At 44.0% G+C, this 21,366-nt stretch carries 19 protein-coding genes; 7 read left to right on the plus strand and 12 right to left on the minus strand.

What is annotated here, in order from left to right:
- Window positions 1-58 precede the first annotated feature (58 nt).
- The 11 genes from pcaF to ACTJIX_RS04990 all read right to left on the minus strand — a co-directional run bounded on the left by pcaF (window position 59) and on the right by ACTJIX_RS04990 (window position 10,468).
- Entirely contained in the window at window positions 59-1,264 is a 1,206-nt protein-coding gene (gene pcaF / locus ACTJIX_RS04940; RefSeq protein WP_005222236.1) for a 3-oxoadipyl-CoA thiolase, read from the minus strand.
- A gap of 171 nt (window positions 1,265-1,435) precedes the next feature.
- Window positions 1,436-2,089 carry a 3-oxoacid CoA-transferase subunit B gene (locus ACTJIX_RS04945; RefSeq protein ID WP_262478332.1) on the minus strand — a complete coding sequence of 218 codons (654 nt, stop codon included), beginning with the start codon at window positions 2,087-2,089 and terminating at the stop codon, window positions 1,436-1,438.
- Between the two features lie 19 nt (window positions 2,090-2,108).
- On the minus strand, window positions 2,109-2,780 hold the full coding sequence (locus ACTJIX_RS04950; RefSeq protein ID WP_005222233.1) for a 3-oxoacid CoA-transferase subunit A: 672 nt from the start codon (window positions 2,778-2,780) through the stop codon (window positions 2,109-2,111).
- A 37-nt stretch (window positions 2,781-2,817) separates the two neighbouring features.
- On the minus strand, window positions 2,818-4,038 hold the full coding sequence (gene benE / locus ACTJIX_RS04955; RefSeq protein ID WP_004894958.1) for a benzoate/H(+) symporter BenE: 1,221 nt from the start codon (window positions 4,036-4,038) through the stop codon (window positions 2,818-2,820).
- A 58-nt stretch (window positions 4,039-4,096) separates the two neighbouring features.
- The gene (gene benD, locus ACTJIX_RS04960; protein WP_262478334.1) at window positions 4,097-4,882 is read right to left on the minus strand and encodes a benzoate diol dehydrogenase BenD; all 786 of its coding nucleotides are present in this window, start codon (window positions 4,880-4,882) and stop codon (window positions 4,097-4,099) included.
- Window positions 4,883-4,899: 17 nt separating this feature from the next.
- The gene (benC, locus tag ACTJIX_RS04965) at window positions 4,900-5,916 is read right to left on the minus strand and encodes a benzoate 1,2-dioxygenase electron transfer component BenC (protein ID WP_008307342.1); all 1,017 of its coding nucleotides are present in this window, start codon (window positions 5,914-5,916) and stop codon (window positions 4,900-4,902) included.
- A 93-nt stretch (window positions 5,917-6,009) separates the two neighbouring features.
- A complete protein-coding gene (benB, locus tag ACTJIX_RS04970) occupies window positions 6,010-6,501 on the minus strand; it encodes a benzoate 1,2-dioxygenase small subunit (protein WP_179992594.1) in 492 nt (163 codons plus the stop codon).
- Complete coding sequence (gene benA, locus ACTJIX_RS04975) at window positions 6,498-7,886, minus strand: benzoate 1,2-dioxygenase large subunit (protein WP_440611236.1); 1,389 nt, start codon at window positions 7,884-7,886, stop codon at window positions 6,498-6,500. Before benA ends, benB begins: the two co-directional genes overlap by 4 nt.
- Window positions 7,887-7,961: 75 nt before the next feature.
- On the minus strand, window positions 7,962-8,882 hold the full coding sequence (catA, locus tag ACTJIX_RS04980) for a catechol 1,2-dioxygenase (RefSeq protein WP_004894948.1): 921 nt from the start codon (window positions 8,880-8,882) through the stop codon (window positions 7,962-7,964).
- Window positions 8,883-9,044: 162 nt separating this feature from the next.
- Window positions 9,045-9,335, minus strand: coding sequence for a muconolactone Delta-isomerase (gene catC / locus ACTJIX_RS04985; RefSeq protein ID WP_004809440.1), 291 nt, complete (start codon window positions 9,333-9,335; stop codon window positions 9,045-9,047).
- 23 nt (window positions 9,336-9,358) lie between these two features.
- Window positions 9,359-10,468 carry a muconate/chloromuconate family cycloisomerase gene (locus ACTJIX_RS04990; protein WP_005222227.1) on the minus strand — a complete coding sequence of 370 codons (1,110 nt, stop codon included), beginning with the start codon at window positions 10,466-10,468 and terminating at the stop codon, window positions 9,359-9,361.
- A gap of 114 nt (window positions 10,469-10,582) precedes the next feature.
- On the opposite strand from ACTJIX_RS04990, the gene ACTJIX_RS04995 reads away from it, so the two are divergent.
- The 3 genes from ACTJIX_RS04995 (at window position 10,583) to ACTJIX_RS05005 (ending at window position 14,729) form a co-directional block, all read left to right on the plus strand.
- Window positions 10,583-11,497, plus strand: a complete 915-nt coding sequence (locus ACTJIX_RS04995; RefSeq protein WP_005222226.1) for a LysR family transcriptional regulator — start codon at window positions 10,583-10,585, stop codon at window positions 11,495-11,497.
- A 415-nt stretch (window positions 11,498-11,912) separates the two neighbouring features.
- A complete protein-coding gene (locus ACTJIX_RS05000; protein WP_005222225.1) occupies window positions 11,913-13,283 on the plus strand; it encodes an MFS transporter in 1,371 nt (456 codons plus the stop codon).
- A gap of 111 nt (window positions 13,284-13,394) precedes the next feature.
- Entirely contained in the window at window positions 13,395-14,729 is a 1,335-nt protein-coding gene (locus tag ACTJIX_RS05005; RefSeq protein WP_171056680.1) for a DcaP family trimeric outer membrane transporter, read from the plus strand.
- A gap of 38 nt (window positions 14,730-14,767) precedes the next feature.
- On the opposite strand, the gene ACTJIX_RS05010 is transcribed toward ACTJIX_RS05005, so the two are convergent.
- Window positions 14,768-16,180 (minus strand): aminotransferase-like domain-containing protein, encoded by a 1,413-nt coding sequence (locus ACTJIX_RS05010; RefSeq protein WP_005222221.1) that lies wholly within the window; start codon window positions 16,178-16,180, stop codon window positions 14,768-14,770.
- Between the two features lie 185 nt (window positions 16,181-16,365).
- Between ACTJIX_RS05010 and ACTJIX_RS05015 the strand changes: the two genes are divergently transcribed.
- From ACTJIX_RS05015 to ACTJIX_RS05030, 4 genes are all read left to right on the plus strand, one after another.
- A complete protein-coding gene (locus tag ACTJIX_RS05015; RefSeq protein ID WP_004894933.1) occupies window positions 16,366-16,533 on the plus strand; it encodes a hypothetical protein in 168 nt (55 codons plus the stop codon).
- 258 nt (window positions 16,534-16,791) lie between these two features.
- Window positions 16,792-18,447, plus strand: coding sequence for a long-chain-fatty-acid--CoA ligase (locus ACTJIX_RS05020; protein ID WP_005222219.1), 1,656 nt, complete (start codon window positions 16,792-16,794; stop codon window positions 18,445-18,447).
- Window positions 18,448-18,764: 317 nt separating this feature from the next.
- A complete protein-coding gene (locus tag ACTJIX_RS05025; RefSeq protein ID WP_005222217.1) occupies window positions 18,765-19,787 on the plus strand; it encodes a flavin reductase family protein in 1,023 nt (340 codons plus the stop codon).
- 27 nt (window positions 19,788-19,814) lie between these two features.
- Complete coding sequence (locus ACTJIX_RS05030) at window positions 19,815-20,978, plus strand: fatty acid desaturase family protein (RefSeq protein WP_334136278.1); 1,164 nt, start codon at window positions 19,815-19,817, stop codon at window positions 20,976-20,978.
- Window positions 20,979-21,366: the final 388 nt, after the last annotated feature.

Here is a 21,366-nt window from a genome sequence, read left to right on the forward strand (position 1 = left end):
CCTTCATCTTCCCTCAATCCCTCCTTTACGAAAGGAGGATCGAGAGAGCATTTAATAATTAAACACGTTCAATAATCAAAGCAATGCCTTGACCGACACCAATACACATTGAACATAGAGCGTATTGACCACCGGTTTGTTCCAGCTGGTTGAGCGCAGTCGTCACCAGACGTGCGCCAGATGCACCGAGTGGATGACCCAAAGCAATTGCACCACCGTTTGGATTAACTTTCTCTGAACCTTCTTCGATACCCAAGTCACGGGTACATGCCAGTGCTTGAGCAGCAAAAGCTTCATTCAGTTCGATTACATCCATTTGCTCTAGCGTTAAGCCGGTTTGAGCAAGTAGCTTTTTGATGGCAGGTGCTGGACCAAAGCCCATAATACGTGGTTCAACACCCACAACTGTTGAGCCAATAATTTTGGCACGTGGTTTTAAGCCGTGTTGAGCAACCGCTTCATCAGATGCGATTAAAAGAGCAGCCGCACCATCGTTAATACCAGAAGCATTACCCGCCGTTACCGTACCGTCTGCTTTCACCACTGGTTTCAGTTTTGCCAATGCTTCTGCTGTGGTAGAGGCACGTGGATGTTCATCAGTATCGACAACCACCGCATCGCCTTTACGCTGCGGAATCACCACAGGCACGATTTCATTCTTAAAGAAACCATTGGCCTGCGCTGCTGCGGTACGTTGCTGGCTGGTCAGGGCAAACTTGTCCTGATCTTCACGGTTGATGTTGAACTGTTCCGCCAGATTTTCAGCCGTTTGCGGCATGGTTTCTACACCGTACATTTCTTTCAGTTTCGGATTGATAAAACGCCAGCCCATGGTGGTGTCTTCAATCTTCTGGCTACGGCCATACGCCGTTTCTGACTTGCCCATCACGAATGGAGCACGCGACATGCTTTCTACACCACCGGCAATAATCAGATTGGCTTCACCGGCTTTAATCGCCCGTGCTGCCATCGCAACTGCATCCATCGATGAACCACACAGGCGGTTCACGGTCGTTGCCGGCACTTGATAAGGCACACCTGCAAGCAGGGATGACATACGACCGACATTACGGTTGTCTTCACCAGCCTGGTTGGCACAGCCATAGATCACGTCATCGACCTGTTCCCAGTTCACCGATGGATTACGTTCCATCAAGGCTTTGATTGGTACAGCACCTAAGTCATCTGCACGGACAGGGGCGAGGCCACCGGCATAACGACCGAATGGGGTACGGATAGCATCGATAATATATGCGTTTTTCATTTATTTAATCCTTTTACCTCCCTTAATCCCTCCTGAAAGGAGGGAGACTTACCCGGACTCAAAAAGCTTTGAGTTTCGATATAAAGTCTCCCTTTCTTGCGCATCAACTTAAAGTAATGCTTAAGTTTTGCTCAGGAGGATGAGGAGGATTTTAAATTTCTTTAAAGCGTCTTAACCTTGAGTCGCATCAATCAACTTGGCGCCAGTCAATGACTGCAATTCTTCAAATGACAGACCTTCGACTTTCTCAATCACTTTCATACCTTCGTTGGTCACATCAATCACACACAGGTCGGTATAGATACGGTCGACACATTTCAATCCAGTCGCAGGATAAGACAGTTCAGCCACAATTTTTGGCTCGCCTTTTTTGGTCACGTGATCTGTGGTAATAAAGACTTTTTTTGCACCCACAGCCAGATCCATCGCACCGCCGACTGCAGGAATTGCATCTGGAGCACCAGTATGCCAATTCGCCAAGTCACCATTTTCAGCGACCTGGAAAGCACCCAGTACGGCGATGTCTAAGTGACCGCCACGCATCATTGCGAAAGAGTCACCATGATGGAAGAAAGAACCGCCTTCAAGTAAGGTCACGAATTCTTTACCAGCATTAATCAGTTCAGGATCGCGGTCTTCTTCAGCAGGAGGAGGACCGAAAGCCAACAGGCCATTTTCAGAATGCAGGAAGACGTCTTTATCGCTTGGCAGATAGCTTGAAATCTTTGTTGGTAAACCAATACCCAAGTTCACATAAGTGCCATCAGGAATATCTTGTGCCACACGTTCAGCGATCTGGTCACGGGTCAGTTTGCTATAGCTCATTATTTATCTCCGATGCCAATTATTGTGCAGGCTTAACTTGAACAATGTGTTGAACAAAAATTCCCGGGGTGATGATGTGCTCTGGATCCAGTGCACCCAGTTCAACCACTTCAGAAACTTGAGCAATGGTCACATCTGCTGCCATTGCCATGATTGGGCCGAAGTTACGCGCAGATTTACGGTAGACCAGATTGCCCCAACGGTCGCCTTTAGAAGCTTTAATTAAAGCAAAGTCAGCTTTAATTGGATTTTCTAAAACGTAGTCTTTACCTTCGTAGTTCATGGTCGGTTTGCCTTCAGCCAGCAAAGTACCAAAACCGGTAGGCGTGTAGATTGGACCTAAGCCCATACCTGCTGCCTGAATACGGCAAGCCAGATTACCTTGCGGCACCAGTTCCAGTTCAATCTTGCCTGCACGATATAACTCGTCAAATACCCACGAGTCAGACTGACGCGGGAAAGAGCAAATGATTTTACGGACAGCGCCAGCTTTAAGCAGTTTCGCCAGGCCGTAATCGCCATTACCGGCATTATTGTTGACAATAATCAGGTTTTTAATACCCAATTCGATCAGACCATCAATCAGTTCAGCAGGCTGACCCGCTGTACCGAAACCACCGATCATAATGGTAGAACCGTCCTTGATCTGGGAGAGTGCTTCTTTCAATGATAATGAACTTTTATCTATCATAATCTGGTCCTTACATATCCTAAACTGATGGATGTCTTTAAACTCGTTTTGAATCTGATGCTGTAACTGGAACTGCGTTACGGTTTTTCTGTGACAGCAGAAAATGTGCGACCAAGCCAATGCAAATTCCCCAAAAGACTGAACTCAGTCCTAAGAAATGCATGCCGGAAGCAGTCGCTAAAAAGGTGATCAATGCTGCATCACGTTGTGATTCTTTGCCCATGGCCACGGAAATGTTGGTAGCAATCGCACCGAGCAATGCCAGTCCTGCCAAAGCTGCAATGAGTTCTTTGGGCATCAGGCTAAACAGCATGACAATGCTGCCGGCAAATAAGCCGCCCAAAATATAAAAAAGCCCATTCGCCACACCGGCGATATAACGCTTTTCTTTTAGCTCATGTGCGTCTTTGCCTAAACACAATGCAGCTGTGATCGAGGCCAGTACGATGGTAATACCCCCCACACAGGCGACTGCAAGCGAGGCAATACTGGTTGCACTAATAATCGGCTTGGCTGGCATGTCATAACCACTGAGTTTGATAATCGCCATTCCCGGTAAAAACTGGCCAGAGAGACTGACCAGAATAAGGGGAAGGGCCAGATTCAGGGTGGAACTCCAGGTCCATTCCGGTGCAATAAATTGCGGAATCGCCAGACTGAAATCTGCCGTGACCGGGTTAATCTTGCCCAGGAGCATGCTTAAAACCACACCAGCAACCAGCACCCAGACCATGGCATAGCGTGGACTGAAACGCTTGGCCAGTAAAAATACCGCCAGCATGCCAAAGACGATATAGGGCATGGTATCGGTCGCGGTAAACAACCCTAAACCAAACTGCAGTAAAATCCCCGCCATCATCCCGGCAGCCACTTCCTGAGGAATCCAGGACAGCAATTTGTCGAAATAACCGGTGATCCCAATGAAAAAAATCACCACAGCAGAGGTGATATAGGCAGCAACCGCTTCATTGAGCGAAATATCGGGAAACAGCGTGACTAATAAAGCCGTTCCGGGCGCAGACCAGGCGGTGACGACAGGTATTTTGTATTTAATGGATAAAAAGATACCTGCTAGCGCAGCACCAATAGAAATTCCCCAAATCCATGAAATCATCATGTCCGGGGAAACTTGAGCTTGCTGTGCCGCCTGGAAAAAAATGATCAGTGGCCCCGAATAGGAGATCAGCACTGCTAAAAATCCTGCAACAGTTGCTGAAATTGACCAATCATTTTTTAATGTCTGAAACAGGGTGTTCATTGGTGATGTGCCTCCTTGCGTCGAACCATGAGCCTGTTAAAAATCGTGATGATCAGGATTAGCCCTGATCACCACCACCGACCGGTACCACTGTACCTGTCATATAAGATGATTCATCCGAAGCCAAGAATACAATCGCATTCACTTGCTCCTGAATCGTACCGTAGCGTCCCATGAAAGTACGGTCAATGGTCTGAACAACCACTTGCTGCATCCATTCTTTTTCAGAATCAGTCAGTGGATTGGCATTGCGCGGTACTTTACGTGGCGGTGCTTCTGTACCACCCGTCGCGATTGCATTGACACGGATGCCGTCTTTGGCATGTTCAAATGCAAGGGAAGCGGTCAGGCCGTTCACACCACCTTTGGATGCTGAATATGGCACACGGTTAATGCCGCGTGTCGCAATAGAAGATACGTTTACAATGGTACCTTTCTGATTTTTAATCATTTCCGGAAGAACTGCGCGGCAGCACCACAGTGTCGGGAACAATGAACGGTTCACTTCCTTGATAATTTCCTCTTCAGAAAATTCTTCGAAAGGTTTCATCCAGATCGCGCCACCGACGTTGTTGATCAGGACATCGACACGGCCATAGGTTTCTAGCGCTTTTTCAACGACTGATTGAGCACCGGCAAACGTTTCCAGATTGGCTTTGACCGTAATCGCATCACCGCCAGTCGCTTCAATTTCAGCCAGAACTTCTTCTACATAAGGGGAAAGGTCAGCCATGACGACTTGGGCGTCTTCGCTCGCCACTTGCAGCGCGACACCGCGACCGATGCCTTGCGCGGCACCGGTCACGATTACAACTTTATTTTCAAATCTTTGACGGTTAGACATTGAACAAATTCCCTCTATTAGTTGGCAGAGAATTTTTCAAACAGGAAGCTTGCAGGTTTAACGCCTTCAGCATCTAACCAGCCGCGAACCGCTTCTACCATTGGTACTGGACCACATAGGTAGATGTCTACGTCGCCGCTATTCAGCCATTCGTTTTCGATATGACCGGTCACATAGCCTTTACGCTCATGTGCCGATTCCGGGTTAGCAACCACTGTACGGTATTCGAACCATAAGAATTTTTCTTGTAGTTCATTCAGTTTTTCAATCGCTACCAAGTCGAAATCATTGGTCACACCAAATACTAAACGCACTGGATGTTCTGAACCTTTTTCTTCCAGCACTTGCAGCATCGACATGAATGGTGCAATACCTGTACCACCCGCCAGCATCAATACTGGACGGGTCACAGGGCGCAGGTAGAAGCTACCAAATGGACCAGTAAAGGTCATCTTGTCGCCAGCTTGGGCATTGGCACTCAAGAACTCACTCATTTTACCGTTCGGTACGTTACGTACCACAAAGCCGGTTAAACGGTTGCCTGGTTTAGAGCTGAATGAATAAGAACGGGTTTCAGTTGTACCTGGAATACCCACGTTCACATATTGACCAGCAAGGAAGTGAATGTCTGGTTGACCTTCATCTAACTGAATATCAAAGGTAATGGTCGAGTCAGACAGGTTTTCGACACGCGCCAAAGTACCCTGGAATGCGTGAATTTCAGTTTTACATACTTCCGAAGAAGCTTGGATCTGAAATACGGCGTCTGAGGTCGGTTTACATTGGCAAGCAAGAATGTAGCCTTCAGCTGCTTCTTCTGGGGTTAATGCATCTTCAATATAAGTTTCTTCAGGCATGTCAAATGAACCTGATTCACAAAACGCACGACACGTTCCACAAGCACCATCACGGCAGTCCAAAGGAATATTGATCTTTTGACGGTAAGCTGCATCAGACAGGGTCTCGCCTTGGGCAACAGAAATAAAACGTGTAACGCCATCTTCAAATTGAAGTGCAACATTGTGGTTTGACATGGCTGAATATCCTATATAAATCTTTGTAACTGGACCTTTCAGCCAATTTTCCATCTGGCTGAAAGGTTTTACCTGGCTGTAATAAAAACAGTCTTAAAGGTGATAGATGTCGATAACCTGGTTGATGTAATCGTTTTTCAGCACCACGTATTTGCTTAAAATCTGTGGTTTTTCGCCTGAAAAATTGATTACATAACGAGACATACCGAAGTAGCTGTAACTGGTTTTGTAGCGGAAACTCAGGGTATTCCAGTTAAAACGTACAGTGACCTTGTCGCCATCACGTTCCACAATTTCAATATTGCAGATGTTGTGGCTGGTACGGGTATCCGGCATGGTGGCAGATGAACGTTCCGTCTTGATCCGGAATACACGGTCTTCTAAACCTTGACGATCTGGATAGTAGATCAGTGAGATTTCAGACTGTGGATCTTCAGTCAGACGGTCATCATCATCCCAGGCTGGCATCCAGAAAGAAGCAGTAGGGGCGTAGCACTGTAACCAGTCATCCCATTGCTCATCATCTAAAAAGCGGGCTTCCTGATACAGGAACTGTGCAATATTTTCTAAAGTGATGTCGCTCATGCGGTTTCTCCTTCAGTGCTTGCAGCAATTTCTTTTTCAGTCGCAATGCCTTTTTTGATCAGTTCTAGCCAGTACTGGTGCTGAGCCAGGTACAGGCCTTCATCTTCAGTTTTAATGCCAGACAGTTTTGGTTTCAGGCCAATTTCATTGGCTGCATCATCTGGCCCTTGAATCCAGTGCTTAGAACCACGGCACATATCATTCCATTCCAGCGCGATCCCAGCATAACCGGCCTGACAGGCACGGAATTCTTCAAGATCGTCTGGTGTCGCCATACCTGAAGCATTAAAGAAATCTTCATACTGACGGATACGACGAGTACGTGCTTCAGGCTCTTCGCCTACAGGCGCGATACAGTAAATCGTCACTTCAGTCTTATCGACAGAAATCGGGCGTAAGACACGGATTTGTGAACCGAACTGATCCATGAAGTAAACGTTTGGATAGATACACAAGTTACGTGAACGTTCGATCATCCACTTCGCCATAGCTTCGCCATATTGCGCAGTGTATTCATCTTTCTTGGCAAAGTTAGGACGGTCTTCCGGGTTAGCCCATTGCGTCCAAAGCAGCATATGACCGTGTTCAAAGCCGTAAGAACCACCGCCTTGCTTGCCCCATGAACCTGCGCTCATAGCACGGATGTTATCGCCAGCTTCTTTTTCTTTACGTTGCTGAGTCGTTGCAGCATAGTTCCAGTGTACTGCAGACACGTGATAACCATCGGCACCGTTTTCAGCAGTCAACTTCCAGTTACCTTCATAGGTATAAGTCGAAGAACCACGTAAAACTTCCAGGCCTTGCTCAGACTGACCCACGATCATGTCAATGATTTTGGTCGCTTCGCCCAGGTATTCTTCCAGAGAAGGAACATCCGGATTCAAGCTGCCGAACAGGAAACCTTTATAGTTTTCAAAACGGGCAACCTTTTTCAGGTCATGTGAACCGTCTTTGTTAAAGCAGTCTGAATAACCCGCTTCAGCCGGATCTTTGACTTTTAATAACTTACCTGAGTTATTAAATGTCCAGCCATGGAATGGGCAAGTATAAGTTGCTTTATTGCCTTTCTTGTTACGGCACAATTGTGCACCGCGATGCGAACAGGCATTGATCATGGCATTCAGTTCACCTTGACGGTTACGTGCAATGATGATCGGCTGACGACCAATATAGGTAGTATAGAAGTCGTTATTGTTTGGAATCTGGCTTTCATGTGCAAGATAAACCCAGTTGCCTTCAAAGATGTATTTCATCTCCAGGTCAAACAGAGCTTGGTCTGTGAATACAGACCGGTGAAGTTTAAATTCACCAGATTCAAAATCGTCAACTAGAAGCTCATCAATACGATCAAGATGACTGGTGTTAATTACAGGAATACGAGGCATGTCCGTTCTCCGACTTTCCAAGGAGGGGAAGTCATCGGGATGAATCTAATGATTACACCCCGAATCCATTTTGCATTAAGCGCTTGCGCGGCGACGATCAACTTCAGTAGAAGGTGCGTCTGCTTTTTCTTTCACAAGTTCAATATCAAATTGAATATGTTTGAAAGGACCTTTCAAACCACGTTTTGCAATTTCAGCTTCATCAGTTACATCAACCGCAGTTGCAACCAGGCCTTCACGAGTAGCGAATGCAAAGTCATCCCACAGGTACTGGTCGCCTTCGATGTTGAACTGAGTTGTCAGCTTGCGGTAACCCGGTGCAGAAACGAAGTAATGCACGTGTGATGGACGGTTACCGTGACGGCCTAATTTGTCCAGTACGAATTGAGTCGTGCCTTCTGGAGGACAGCCATAACCTACTGGCATAGTGGTTAAAGCCACATATTTACCATCCTGGTCGCTGAAAATAGAACGGCGTAGGTTAAAGTCAGACTGTGACTTGTCAAAGAATGAGTAGTTACCCAGACTGTTGGCATGCCAAACTTCAACTTTGGCACCTTCAATGATATTGCCGTCAGTATCTTTAACTGTACCTTCAATGATCAGTGTCGGAATTTTGCCTTCTTCAGAGCCATCATCCATACGGGCAAAGCCGACAGATTCAGGAGCACCCGCCACATATAACGGACCTTCAATCGTACGTGGCGTACCGCCAGTAATACCTGCTTTGGCATCTGCTTCATCAGCACGTAAGTCTAAGTAGTGTTCCAGACCCAAGCCTGCAGCCAGTAGGCCCAATTCATTAGCTTGACCGGCATCGGTAAAGTATTCCAGACCTTTCCACAGTTCTGACTGAGAAATATCAAGATCTTCGATCGCCTGGAAAAGGTCACCTAGCAGGCGCACAACGATTTGCTGGACACGCTCGTCTACAGGACCTGTGGCTGTATCCACGTTCATTTGTTTAACTAATGCATCAATTTGTTGACGGTTCATACTATTGCTCCTTAAGTATGTCTGTTTATTGGTGGCTGTTGTTTCAATCCTTATGGCTGAAACTTGGCTGCCACAGTCCTTTGTTAATTACCCTCTGAATACCCTCATCGGATGTGTTCAGATTTGACCGACCTGGCATGTTCCAGGTCTCGGTCATTGTGATCAGGTGTCATCTTCCCGGATTGAAGAAGGGTGGCGGTTTAGTGCCATGATTTCGATATCCATATATGGATACAGTGGTAAGCCCTGCAAAATGTTGTGCAGCTCTTCGTTACTTTCCACATCAAAAATACTGATGTTTGAATACTGGCCTGTGATGCGCCAGATATGGCGCCATTTACCTTGGCGCTGTAAATCCTGTGAATAGGCTTTTTCAACAGCCTTGATTTCGTTGGCTTTCTCGGCAGGCATATCCAGCGGGATATTTACATCCATACGTACATGAAACAGCATGTCTCACTCCTCAATCTAATTGCTTATTTACGGCGTAAATTGTCGATCTTGTCTTCATCCAGCTGAATGCCCAGACCGGCACCTTGCGGTAGATGCAGCTCAAAATTCTGATATTGCAGTGGTGTTTTCAGAATTTCTTCTGTCAGCAGTAGCGGGCCGAATAGTTCAGTACCATAGGCCAGATTCTCAAAGGTCGAGAACAGGTGAGCGGATGCAATTGTTCCTACTGAACCTTCCAGCATGGTGCCACCATACAGGTCAATCCCTGCAAGGTTAGCTACTGTTGCGACATCACGGCCTTCCAGCAAACCACCTGATTGCGCCACTTTAACTGCAAATACAGAAGCTGCATTAGTACGAGCCAGCTTATAGGCAGTGCTTGGCCCCATCAGTGATTCATCGGCCATAATGGCAATATCAAAGCGACGGGTCAGACGTTGCATGGCATCAATATTGTCAATAGCACAAGGCTGTTCAATCAGGTCAACGCCACCTTCCTGTAGTAGAGTAATGCCCTTAATCGCATCTAGCTCTGACCAGGCACGGTTCACATCGACACGAATAGAAACGTCATTGCCTAAGGCTTTTTTAATTGCCAGAACATGTTCAACATCTGCTTCTACTGGACGTGAACCGATTTTTAGCTTGAAGAAGTTATGGCGTTTTGCAGCCAGCATCTTTTGTGCTTCAGCAATGTCTTTTTCAGTATCCCCAGAAGCCAGTACCCAGAGGACCGGTACGCCATCACGTAAACGACCGCCTAGAAGTTCAGAAAGTGGTAAACCTAAACGCTGCGCCTGAATATCCAGCAGGGCAGTTTGAATGGCACATTTCGCAAAACGGTTGCCATTAATATTTTTTTTGATTGCTTGTAATGTCTGTGCAACATTTAAGCCTGATAATGTTTTTAAAAGCGGTACAAAATAAGTATCAATATTTACTTTGACACTTTCAGGGCTTTCATCACCATAACCTAAGCCACCGATAGTTGTTGCTTCACCCCAACCGATGTAACCATCTTCAGTGGTGATTTTGACCAATACCAGGGTCTGGGTTTGCATCGTCGCCACTGCCATCTTGTGAGGACGAATGGTTGGAATTTCTACCAGCAAGGTTTCAACTGACTTATACATAATACGGGTTCACATTCTTGCTTTAATGCTTTGACTTGATATACCTTAAAAGAATCATAAATGGCTGTCGAAGACCATTTTTGCATTTTATTATATTTAAAAGGTATGCACGTTATGGAGCTCAGACATTTAAGGTATTTTGTAGCAGTAGTTGAAGAGCAAAGTTTTACTAAAGCTGCAGAGAAACTTTTTATTGCCCAGCCCCCATTAAGCCGTCAGATTCAAAATCTTGAGGCAGAACTTGGTATTGCGTTATTTGAGCGTGGCAGTCGACCACTTAAAACCACTCAGGCTGGTTATTTTTTCTACCAGCATGCGGTAAAAATTCTGGCCAATGCTGAAGAAGTGAAGTCCATGACCAGGCGTATTGGTATGGTGGAACGCACGGTTACCATGGGTTTTGTTGGATCTCTGCTTTATGGATTGCTGTCGCGCATTGTCTACTTATATAGGCAGCAACAGCCACACCTGAAAATTGAACTGGTGGAAATGACCACCATGGAACAGGTTAAGGCACTGAAAGAAGGGCGTATAGATGTTGGCTTTGGGCGTTTACGTATTTCTGATCCGGCATTAAAGCGGGTACTGTTGCGTGAAGAACGTCTGGTACTCGGTGTACATTCCAGCCATCCTTTATCTTCCCATAATAAAGGGATATATCTTGCTGATATTGTTGATGAAAAATTATTTCTCTATCCTAACCATACCTCTCCAAGTTTCGCCACCCAGGTACAGGGATTATTTTCAGAATATAATCTGGAACCACAACATGTCCGAATTGTAAGGGAAATCCAGCTGGCGCTGGGACTGGTCGCAGCGGGTGAGGGTGTATGTATTGTACCGGAAAGTGCTCATTCGATTCAGTTAGCTCACCTTAACTATATCCCGATTCTGGACGAGAGCGCAGTCAGCCCGGTTTTTCTGACTATGCGCAATATGGACGAGAGTGAAGATATCATGTCCTTATTTGATTGTATTTACCAAGTGTATGATTTGGAAGCAATTAAATATGATAGAAACAGTTTTTAGACATGAATTTATCCCTGAATATACCGCGCCTTAGACTTAAGTTTAAGGCTTGGGCGGAATTTTCTCCTTACCCTCTAAAAAAAGTATGCAGTGATCTACGACTTTAGTGCAATCGGGAAATTTTGATATAGAAGAAAATTTTAAATCCTCCTTTTATACCTATTTTGTTTGATTGCTGATCAAAGTGCTCTGACATTCAACCTTTTAGGTTCTTTCATACCCTAAACCTATATAAAAACCAGGTATTTCAGCCAGCAAACCCGATTTATGATGAAAACATCGGTCCTGGAAGGTCGATTCTGCCTGTAAACAACTTTGAAGGTATAGATATAGATATATTCGGTTTTGGACATTTATCCAGCCATGCTGCATTGTTGCTCCATTAATTGGAACGTTGCATTTGCAGGAGGCAAAGATGGAAGCAACCAAAGTCAATATCAATACATTAATTGATGAAGCGAAATTTACACCATTTCACTGGGGTGTTCTGATCTGGTGTTTGATCATTATTATTTTTGATGGCTATGACCTGGTGATTTATGGAGTAGCCTTACCATTATTAATGCAGGAATGGTCTTTAACAGCGGTACAGGCAGGGATGTTAGCTAGTACTGCCTTGTTCGGCATGATGTTTGGTGCCATGAGTTTCGGCACGCTGTCCGACAAAATCGGGCGTAAGAAAACGATTATGCTCTGTGTGGCAATTTTTAGCGGATTTACCTTCCTGGGGCCATTCGCCAGCTCACCGGTAGAGTTTGGAATTTTACGTTTTCTGGCTGGTCTTGGCATTGGCGGAGTTATGCCAAACGTTGTAGCGCTAATGACCGAATATGCGCCAAAACGTATCCGTAGCACTTTGGTTGCCCTGATGTTTAGTGGTTATGCGATTGGCGGTATGACGTCTGCACTTTTAGGTGCATGGCTGGTACCACAGTTTGGCTGGCAGATCATGTTCTATATTGCCGGTGTTCCTTTATTGGCTTTACCGTTAATCTGGAAATTCCTGCCTGAATCGTTGATGTATCTAACCGTCAAAAATCAGACTGTAGAAGCACGAAACATCATTAAAAAGATTTCACCTGCTCAAGATATTACAGAAAATTCTCAATTTGTCCTGAATGAAGTGAAAAAGGGTGATGAAGCACCATTAAAAGCATTATTTCAGAAAGGTCGTACATTCAGTACCTTCATGTTCTGGATTGCTTTCTTTATGTGTCTATTGATGGTGTATGCATTGGGAAGCTGGTTACCAAAGCTGATGATTCAGGCGGGTTACTCATTGGGTGCTAGTATGATCTTCCTGTTCGCCTTGAATATTGGCGGCATGATTGGCGCAATTGGCGGGGGTTATCTGGCTGATAAATTCCATATCAAAAAAGTGCTGACCATTATGTTCCTGTGTGGCGCATCTGCCTTAATTCTGCTTGGTTTTAACAGCCCGCAGTTTGTACTTTATACCCTGATTGCAATCGCTGGTGCTGCAACGATCGGTTCACAGATCTTGTTATATACCTTTGTTGCACAATATTACCCATCTACTGTGCGTTCTACCGGAATGGGTTGGGCATCGGGAATTGGTCGTATTGGTGCCATCGTTGGGCCCGTTTTGACAGGTGCATTGCTGACAATGGAACTACCACACCAAATGAACTTCTTTGCCATCGCGATTCCGGGCGTGATTGCAGCGCTGGCCATTTTTCTGGTGAACCTGAAAGCTTCTGTAGATGGTGAAGTCCTTGAAACCTCTGAATCGGGCGAAGCCATACTTGCCAAAGAAGCGAATTAATAAAGAAAATATCAGTTAATAAGTTAAATATTTCAATGGAATAGGTCACCATCATAAATGGTGGTGACCGGTTACTGGAATTAAATTGCATAATAAAAAAGCGAGTTTAGGATGAACATGTCGCAATTCACTAATCAACAATCAATCAACAATTCAACCTTCAAACATAAAGTTTTGATGAGCATGATGGCAATAAGTATAGGCGGTATCAGCCTGTCAGCTATAGCGCAAAGCACAGCTCAATCCAGTCAGGATGAAATCGAGCAGTTACGTCAGGAAGTCAAAGCCTTGCGTGCCATGCTTGAACAGCAACAGTCTCGACAAGTTACATATACAGCACAGGCAACAACACCGGCAGCTATAGCACCAGCAGCCAAACCTGTGATGAAACTTGCTAGTGGTGCTGAATTCAATCTTTACGGGAATGTCCGTGCCGATGCCTCTTATCAGGCTGAAGGCGGTGCAGCTACACGTATGTACAACCAGATTAATGCTGTTCCACTTGAGGGTGTAGGCGAGCGCAGTGATGAGTTCAAATCAACACTTTCTGCAACCCGTCTAGGGATGGACTTTAAAGCCCCTGTAGGTGCTGGGGACAAAGCCCTGAGTGCTAAAGTTGAAGTAGATTTCCTGGGTGGCGCAAGTCTGGATAATTTACGTATCCGTCATGCTTATATGAGTTATGCCAACTGGCTGATTGGTCAGACCTGGTCAAACTTTGCTATACCGGATTATATGCCAGAAACTGTAGATGCTTTAGCTTATGCAGGTGGTGCAGTAAAGCGTACGCCTCAGGTTCGTCATACCAGTACCTTTAGTCCTGCTACCAATCTGGTCCTTGCAGTAGAAGATCCAAAAGATGGAACCATTATTGGTATTAAACAGCGTTTACCGGCTTTGACAGTACGTCTAAATCATAAGTTTGCTGATAATCTTTCCGTCAGTGCCCGTGCCATGGGGAATGAAAAGCGTGTCAATGGAGATGAAAAAATGGCATGGGGTGTAGGACTTGGTGCAAAATATGAAGTCGTACCCAGTATTACTTTAAAAGCCGACTATTATCATGTCAAAGGGGATAGCAGCTTTGTGTCTTATGCTAATCCTGGTGTAGTCAGAGCGACGAACGGGGATCTTTTACAGAGTGAGTTCGACTCGATTACTGTCGGTTTAACCCAGCAGTTTAATGACAAGTTACGTGGTACCTTGGGCTATGGTTATATGAATTTCGAGCAAGATAATGGATATGTTACTGCTACCGCGAATCCAACAGCAATTAACAAGGACCTTTGGCAGGCATGGGCCAATGTATTTTATAACCCTTCCAAGCCACTCAGCTTTGGTTTTGAATATGTATATGGTGAACGTGAAGCATTAGGTGCAGCCACGAATGGTAGCACTAAGGGTGAAGATAACCGGATTAACGCCGTTGCGATCTATAGCTTTTAATACTTCTCAGATTATATTTTGAAAAGCGTGAACCCAGTTTACGCTTTTTTATTGTGTTCAATTTGATCGATGATCTGTTCTACAGCTTGAGCAAGTTCATCTGTCCATTCAAAAGAACAATTTAATCGAATAAAGTTCTGTGCTGCATGTTTAGGCCTGAACAGCAGACTCGGTGCAATGGAAATCTTCTGTTCAAGCAAATCTGTATAGAGCTGCTGCGAATCCATATCTTCAGGCAGCTCTACCCACAAAAAATAGCCCGTTGGATAATAGTGAATCTTACAGTCTTCAGGTAATCTGGCTTTGAGTTCCTGATAAAAACGTTTTTTGTTCTGATTTAAATGACGGCGCAAACTACGCAAATGCTTTTCATAATGATGATGCGCAACAAAATCTACCAATGTATTCTGTAAAAGCGGACTCACACTCAGAGTACTCATCAACTGTAGATGTTGAATGGCATTGGAATATGGGCCTGCAAAGACCCAGCCGACCCGTGCACCCATGCCCAGCGTTTTAGAAAATGAACCACAGTGCAGTACCAGATTGTGCTGGTCGAAATATTTCACTGGAACTGGTTTTTCCTTGCCAAAGTTCAGTTCCTGATAAACGTCATCTTCAATCAGATGCACCTGATACTGAGCTAAGCACTGTGCAATATTTTCTTTGATTTCTGTAGAAACTGTATAGCCAATCGGGTTCTGTGCGTTCAACATCAGCCAGCAGACTTTGATCGGATATTGTTTCAGGACTTTTTCAAAAGCTTTCAGATCAAAACCACGTTCAAGATCATCAGGAAGAGTAATGACATTTAGTCCCAGTCTTTCAGCAGCTTGCCAGGCTCCATAAAATACGGTTTCCTGTAAAAGAATATAATCACCCGGTTGGGTGAGTGCCTGTAAAGACAAATTTAGAGCATCTAGCGCACCGGACGTAATGACAATGTCATCTGAATGGCATGATATACCTTGTAATTGATAACGTCCGGCAATGATCTGGCGCAGCTCCAGATTACCCGGTGGCATATTTGGATGATTCAGATAGCTGTTTTTACGTTTGGAATGCTGGGATAATAACTGCATAAATTTGCTATTAAATAGCAGTTCAGGATTGGGGAATGCCGATCCCAACGGGATCATATCTGTTGCCTGAGTATCTTTAAGATAGTTAAATACCACCGAATTGATCTGTATTTTCTCGTGAGCTGCTAATGTTTCTTTAATGGAAGTTATTGCAAGATCAGCACGTTCAGCAATGTAATAACCGGATTTATCTTTGGCATACAGCCAGCCTTGTGCCTCAAGTTCCTGATAGGCATTTAACACTGTCATCAGGCTATAACCGGAAAGTTCGGACTGCTCACGCAATGAAGGGAGTTTGTTATGGGCTTTCCAGATGCCATCTTCAATCATATGGCGAATACTGAGTGCGAGTTTCTCAAATTTATACATACATCAAGAAAAATAAAAAATGGAAGTTTATCTGCATATATAGCATATTTAGTCAGGTTAAATATAACAGTTGGAGCAGTTATGATTTATCTGTTATATTTTTTTAGGCAGTATTTGTATCTACTCATTTTTTGCAATCGGGCTGAAAATAAGGATAGTCCCTAAATCCAGCGACAGGTGAGCATATGACTCCAGACGAACAGAAAAAAGCACCGAAATATGCAGACAGCAGTATTTCTGATGAAGCTTTCAAAAAGATGATTATTTGGTTCGCTATTTATGCAGGGTTGTTTTGTCTGGGGGTGGTTTTAGTGGTCAACGCTGATAACCTGTTCTTCTCAGGACTCAAATAATAAAGAATCCCGGTTTAATGACCGGGATGTTTATTCATATAATTATTCCATTATAAAAAATGATAGTTTTTGATACTTTCATAGACGCCGTAGTTTTTGTCACATTTTGCTACTTGCTTTCATATTTTTCCTTGCTAGATTCAAGCAAGTGATGCGTTTATTTTGCAGTGTCTGCTAATCTGCGCATCATGCTTAAATAAAAATATTTAAAAATCTCGACAACAATATGGACGTATAACAAGGATAAAGGAGCACAACATGCTTGGAAATATGATGTTTCAGCCCTTACTGATCAGCAGCATGATTGAACATGCAGGACGCTATCATGCCGATACTGCGGTAATTTCAAAAAATACTGATCTCAGCATGACCCATACGACCTGGGGCGAAATTCGTAACAATGCCAAACGTTTCGCCAATGTGCTGAATCAGCTGGGACTGCAACATGGCGACCGTGTCGCGACCATTGCATGGAATAACCATCGTCATCTGGAATCCTGGTATGCCATTTCTGGAAGTGGATTTGTTTGCCACACGATTAATCCACGTTTATTCCCGGAACAGTTGGTATTTATTATTAATGATGCATCAGACCGCGTAATCCTGTTTGATAAAACCTTTGTACCATTAATTAAAGCCGTCAAACCGATGTTAAGCAAGGTGGAGCACTTTATCTGTCTGGATGCAAAAGATGAGGCCATCCTTGAAGCTCTTCCAGATGTGAAATTCTATGATGAGCTGATTGCCGATCAATCTGATGATTTTGATTGGCCTGTACTCAATGAAAATGCAGCAAGCTCACTGTGTTATACCTCTGGAACTACAGGTCATCCAAAAGGGGTTTTATATAGTCACCGTTCAACGACATTACATAGTTTTGCGATCAGTTTGCCGGATTCACTGAATGTATCTGCACGAGATATCATGCTGCCTGTAGTACCGATGTTCCATGTCAATGCCTGGGGGACACCATATGCAGCAGCGATGGTCGGCTGTACTTTGATATTGCCAGGCCCAGGGCTAGATGGCGCAAGTTTAGTCAATTTAATTGACAGCTATAAAGTATCAGTTGCACTAGGTGTACCAACGATCTGGCAAGGTTTGATTGCAGCAGCGCAACAGTCGGGTTCCAAGTTAGAAAGCTTAAAACGCAATGTCGTCGGCGGTTCGGCATGTCCGCCTTCAATGCTAAAAGTATTTAAAGAACAGTTTGATTGTGAAACCATTCATGCCTGGGGTATGACAGAAACCAGTCCACTTGGCGCAGCCAATCAGATTAAAGCCAAACATCTGGATTTGAGTGAAGAAGAGCGTTTAGAAATTCGTCTTTCTCAAGGTCGTCCACCATTTGGTGTCGACTTGCGTTTGACTGATGAAGAAAATGGATCGAATGAAATTACTCGCGATGGTGAAACCACAGGCAATCTGCAGATTCGTGGTCACTGGATCATCAATAACTATTTTGGCAAGGAAGAATCTTCTTTAACTGCTGATGGCTGGTTTGATACGGGGGATATTGCCACCTTAAATGAAGATGGCTTTATGAAAATCAGTGATCGTGCCAAGGATCTGATCAAATCGGGCGGAGAATGGATCTCCTCGGTGGAACTGGAAAATCTGGCCATGGGTCATCCACAAATAGCCATGGCAGCTGTCATTGCTGCACAGCATCCGAAATGGGATGAGCGTCCAATCCTGATTGCGATTAAAAAACCTGACAGTCAGCTCACCGAGCCAGAATTGCTGGATTATTTTGCTGACAAAGTGGCGAAATGGCAGGTGCCAGACAAAGTAATTTTTGTCGATGCAATTCCACTGAGTGGTACTGGCAAGATGCTGAAAAAAGACTTGCGTGAAAAGTTTGGAACAGTATTGCTGGATCAGCAGACAGAGCTCAGCCCAGCTGTAGAATAATACCTATAAACTCTTCCAAAATAACAAGGCTGATTACAGAAATGTGGTCAGCCTTTTGCATATTTATAGCCATAAAGCTCATAGAAAAATATTCGATCCAAATAGTCGAACTGGCATGAAATGCCTTTCCGATTTACATGCCGAAACCGAACTTTAATCAAAAGCACATCATTTTGTCCGACAAAAAACAGGAATTCTACCGACAGAAACATGATTTGACCCGAATTGACATGGAACGAATCATAAAAGCCTATATTCTGAATACATAATAAATAGACAGATGTACATTAATTCTGTTTCTGTATGAGGTAATAAAAATGACAAGTATGCAAAGCTACAAGCCTCACTGGATCCGAGAAGACTTCATTGATTTCATTGCTGAAAAAGTTCATCCAACTTTGGCATTGAAAAAAGTGAAGGCAGAAGTGATCAGCATCCAGGTTATTGGCAATGATTTTTATAAGATCCAGCTACGTCCAAATTTCAACTTTCAGGCTAAAAAATTTCAACCAGGACAGAATGTGGCTGTGACTTTAAGGCTGGATGGTATTTTGCATCAGCGTCATTATTCTGTCGTTACAATGCTAAAAAATGGTGATGTAATTATCGCTGTTAAACAGCAGGGTAAAGTATCCCGTGCCTTGAGCTCCTCACAACTGGGTGCTGTGGTAGAGCTTTCACAGACACAGGGCGAATTCACCCTGCTGAATTCCCCTAAACCCATTTTAATGCTGGCCTCAGGCAGCGGCATCACTGCAATTTACTCCTTACTGCAAAAAGCCGTAGTGCAGTTTCAGCATCCGATTGATCTGATCTACTTCACCCGTGATGATGCGTTTCATGCTGAAATTAAAACCTTGGCACTGATGCATCCACATCTGAAATATCATCATTTTAATACTGTGGAGCATAAGCAGCATCTAAGCCTACAGTTACTCAACAAGCTGGTGCCTGATTTTGAGCAACGTGAAATTTATGCCTGTGGTTCAGCGGCCATGATGAAAACAGCACACCGTATTGCTGAAAAGCTTTCCGTGAAATCCAGTTTCCATTCTGAATACTTCCAGATCGTGGTGGATGAAAAAGTTAAAGCACAACCTGTGCAATTCCAGCGATCGCATCAGGAGTTTCAGGCCAGCTCTACCATTCTGGAAAGTGCTGAACAGGCAGGTTTGCGTCCTGCACATGGTTGCCGAATGGGAATTTGTAATACCTGTTCTTGCACCAAAGTCAGTGGCTCAGTAAAAAATATCTTGACTGGTGAAATCGATCACGAGAGTAATACCCCGATCAAATTGTGTATCTCCCAGGCCGTTAGTCCTGTGGTGATTAATCTTTAATCCCTAGAAAAATAAGAAGGTACTCCCATGAATATGCAAATTGATTTTAAGCGGCACAGTAAGACCCAATTTTTAAGCCCTGAACAGATTCAGGAATTTGGTGCCAAGGTGGATGCGATCCGCCGTGAGGTGATGGATGATTTAGGTGAAAAAGATGCTGAATACATCTATAAAATCCGTAATTTTGTCCGCTATAGCGAAATTGCTTCCCGGGGCATGCTGATGGTAGCCGGTTGGTTGCCACCAGTCTGGCTACTCGGTACAGGCTTATTGGGTATTTCCAAAATCGTAGAAAATATGGAACTTGGTCATAACGTGATGCATGGCCAGTTTGACTGGATGAATGATCCAAGTCTGAATGGTTCGTCTTATGACTGGGATACCATCGCCACCGGTGATGACTGGAAATATACTCATAACTATATTCATCATACTTATACCAATATTGTCGGTATGGACCATGATGTTGGTTATGGCCTGATTCGTGTGAGTGAATCGCAAAAATGGGAACCCCGTTTTCTGTTTAATATTCCACTAACAATTCAGTTAATGGTGTTCTTCGAATGGTACGTGGGTCTACAGCGCCTGCATCTGGAAGATCTCATTGCCTACAAAACTAAAACCTGGAAACAGGTTTGGGATGAAGCAGCGCCACTACGTAAAAAGATGCGCCGTCAGGTACTAAAAGATTATGTATTCTTCCCGATTATTGCCGGCCCAAATGCCATTCCAGTATTTACTGGCAATGCAGTGGCCAATGTGATTCGTAGTCTGTGGGCTTCAGCTGTGATCTTTAACGGTCATTTCACGGAAGATGCTGAAACTTTTGAAATGGACAATACAGAAAATGAATCCCGTGCGGAATGGTATCTGCGTCAGATCCGCGGTTCGAGTAATTTCAGTGGTACCGAATGGCTACATATTCTAAGTGGTAACTTGAGCCATCAGATTGAGCACCATTTATTCCCGGACATGCCAGCGAACCGTTATTCAGAAGTGGCACCAAAAATCAAAGCATTATGTGCTGAATATGGTATCCACTATAACGAAGCCAGTTTTATGAAGCAGTTTTCGACCGTTTGGGTTCGCGTTGCAAAATGCTCTGTACCAAACGAATGGCATGCACAAATTGCAGAAAAAGTGCAAAGCGCAAAATCTATATTGAATGCTGTAAAAGCCAAGTTCTTTTAATCACTTTTCTTTAACAGCATTATATTGATGTTTCTTAACCAGTTTGGTACTCCTCAATAACTTTGGATGGGTTATTGAGGATTTTTTTATCTGAGCTTCTTATACATATCAACTTGGTTGTAGATTGTCTTGGATCTAGTAATATTAGTTCCAATAAGCTTAAAAAATGCCAATACCTTATCAAATTCAAGTATTGTAAAATATTTGATTCATTAGAATAATTAAGTAATACATCATATTTTATGGATAAAATGTGAAGAATTCTTTTCAAAAAAACACTCATGCAAAACAGACTTGGTACGGCTGAAACGCTTTGTCTACAACAACTCGCTAAACTTTAGGAAGGTTCTTTTTATAATGGCGGCGTCTTAACATTCAGGGTCTTAGT

Origin of the sequence: Acinetobacter sp. 22323 (assembly GCF_052044895.1) — a bacterium.
GTDB classification, from domain to species: Bacteria; Pseudomonadota; Gammaproteobacteria; order Pseudomonadales; family Moraxellaceae; genus Acinetobacter; species Acinetobacter schindleri.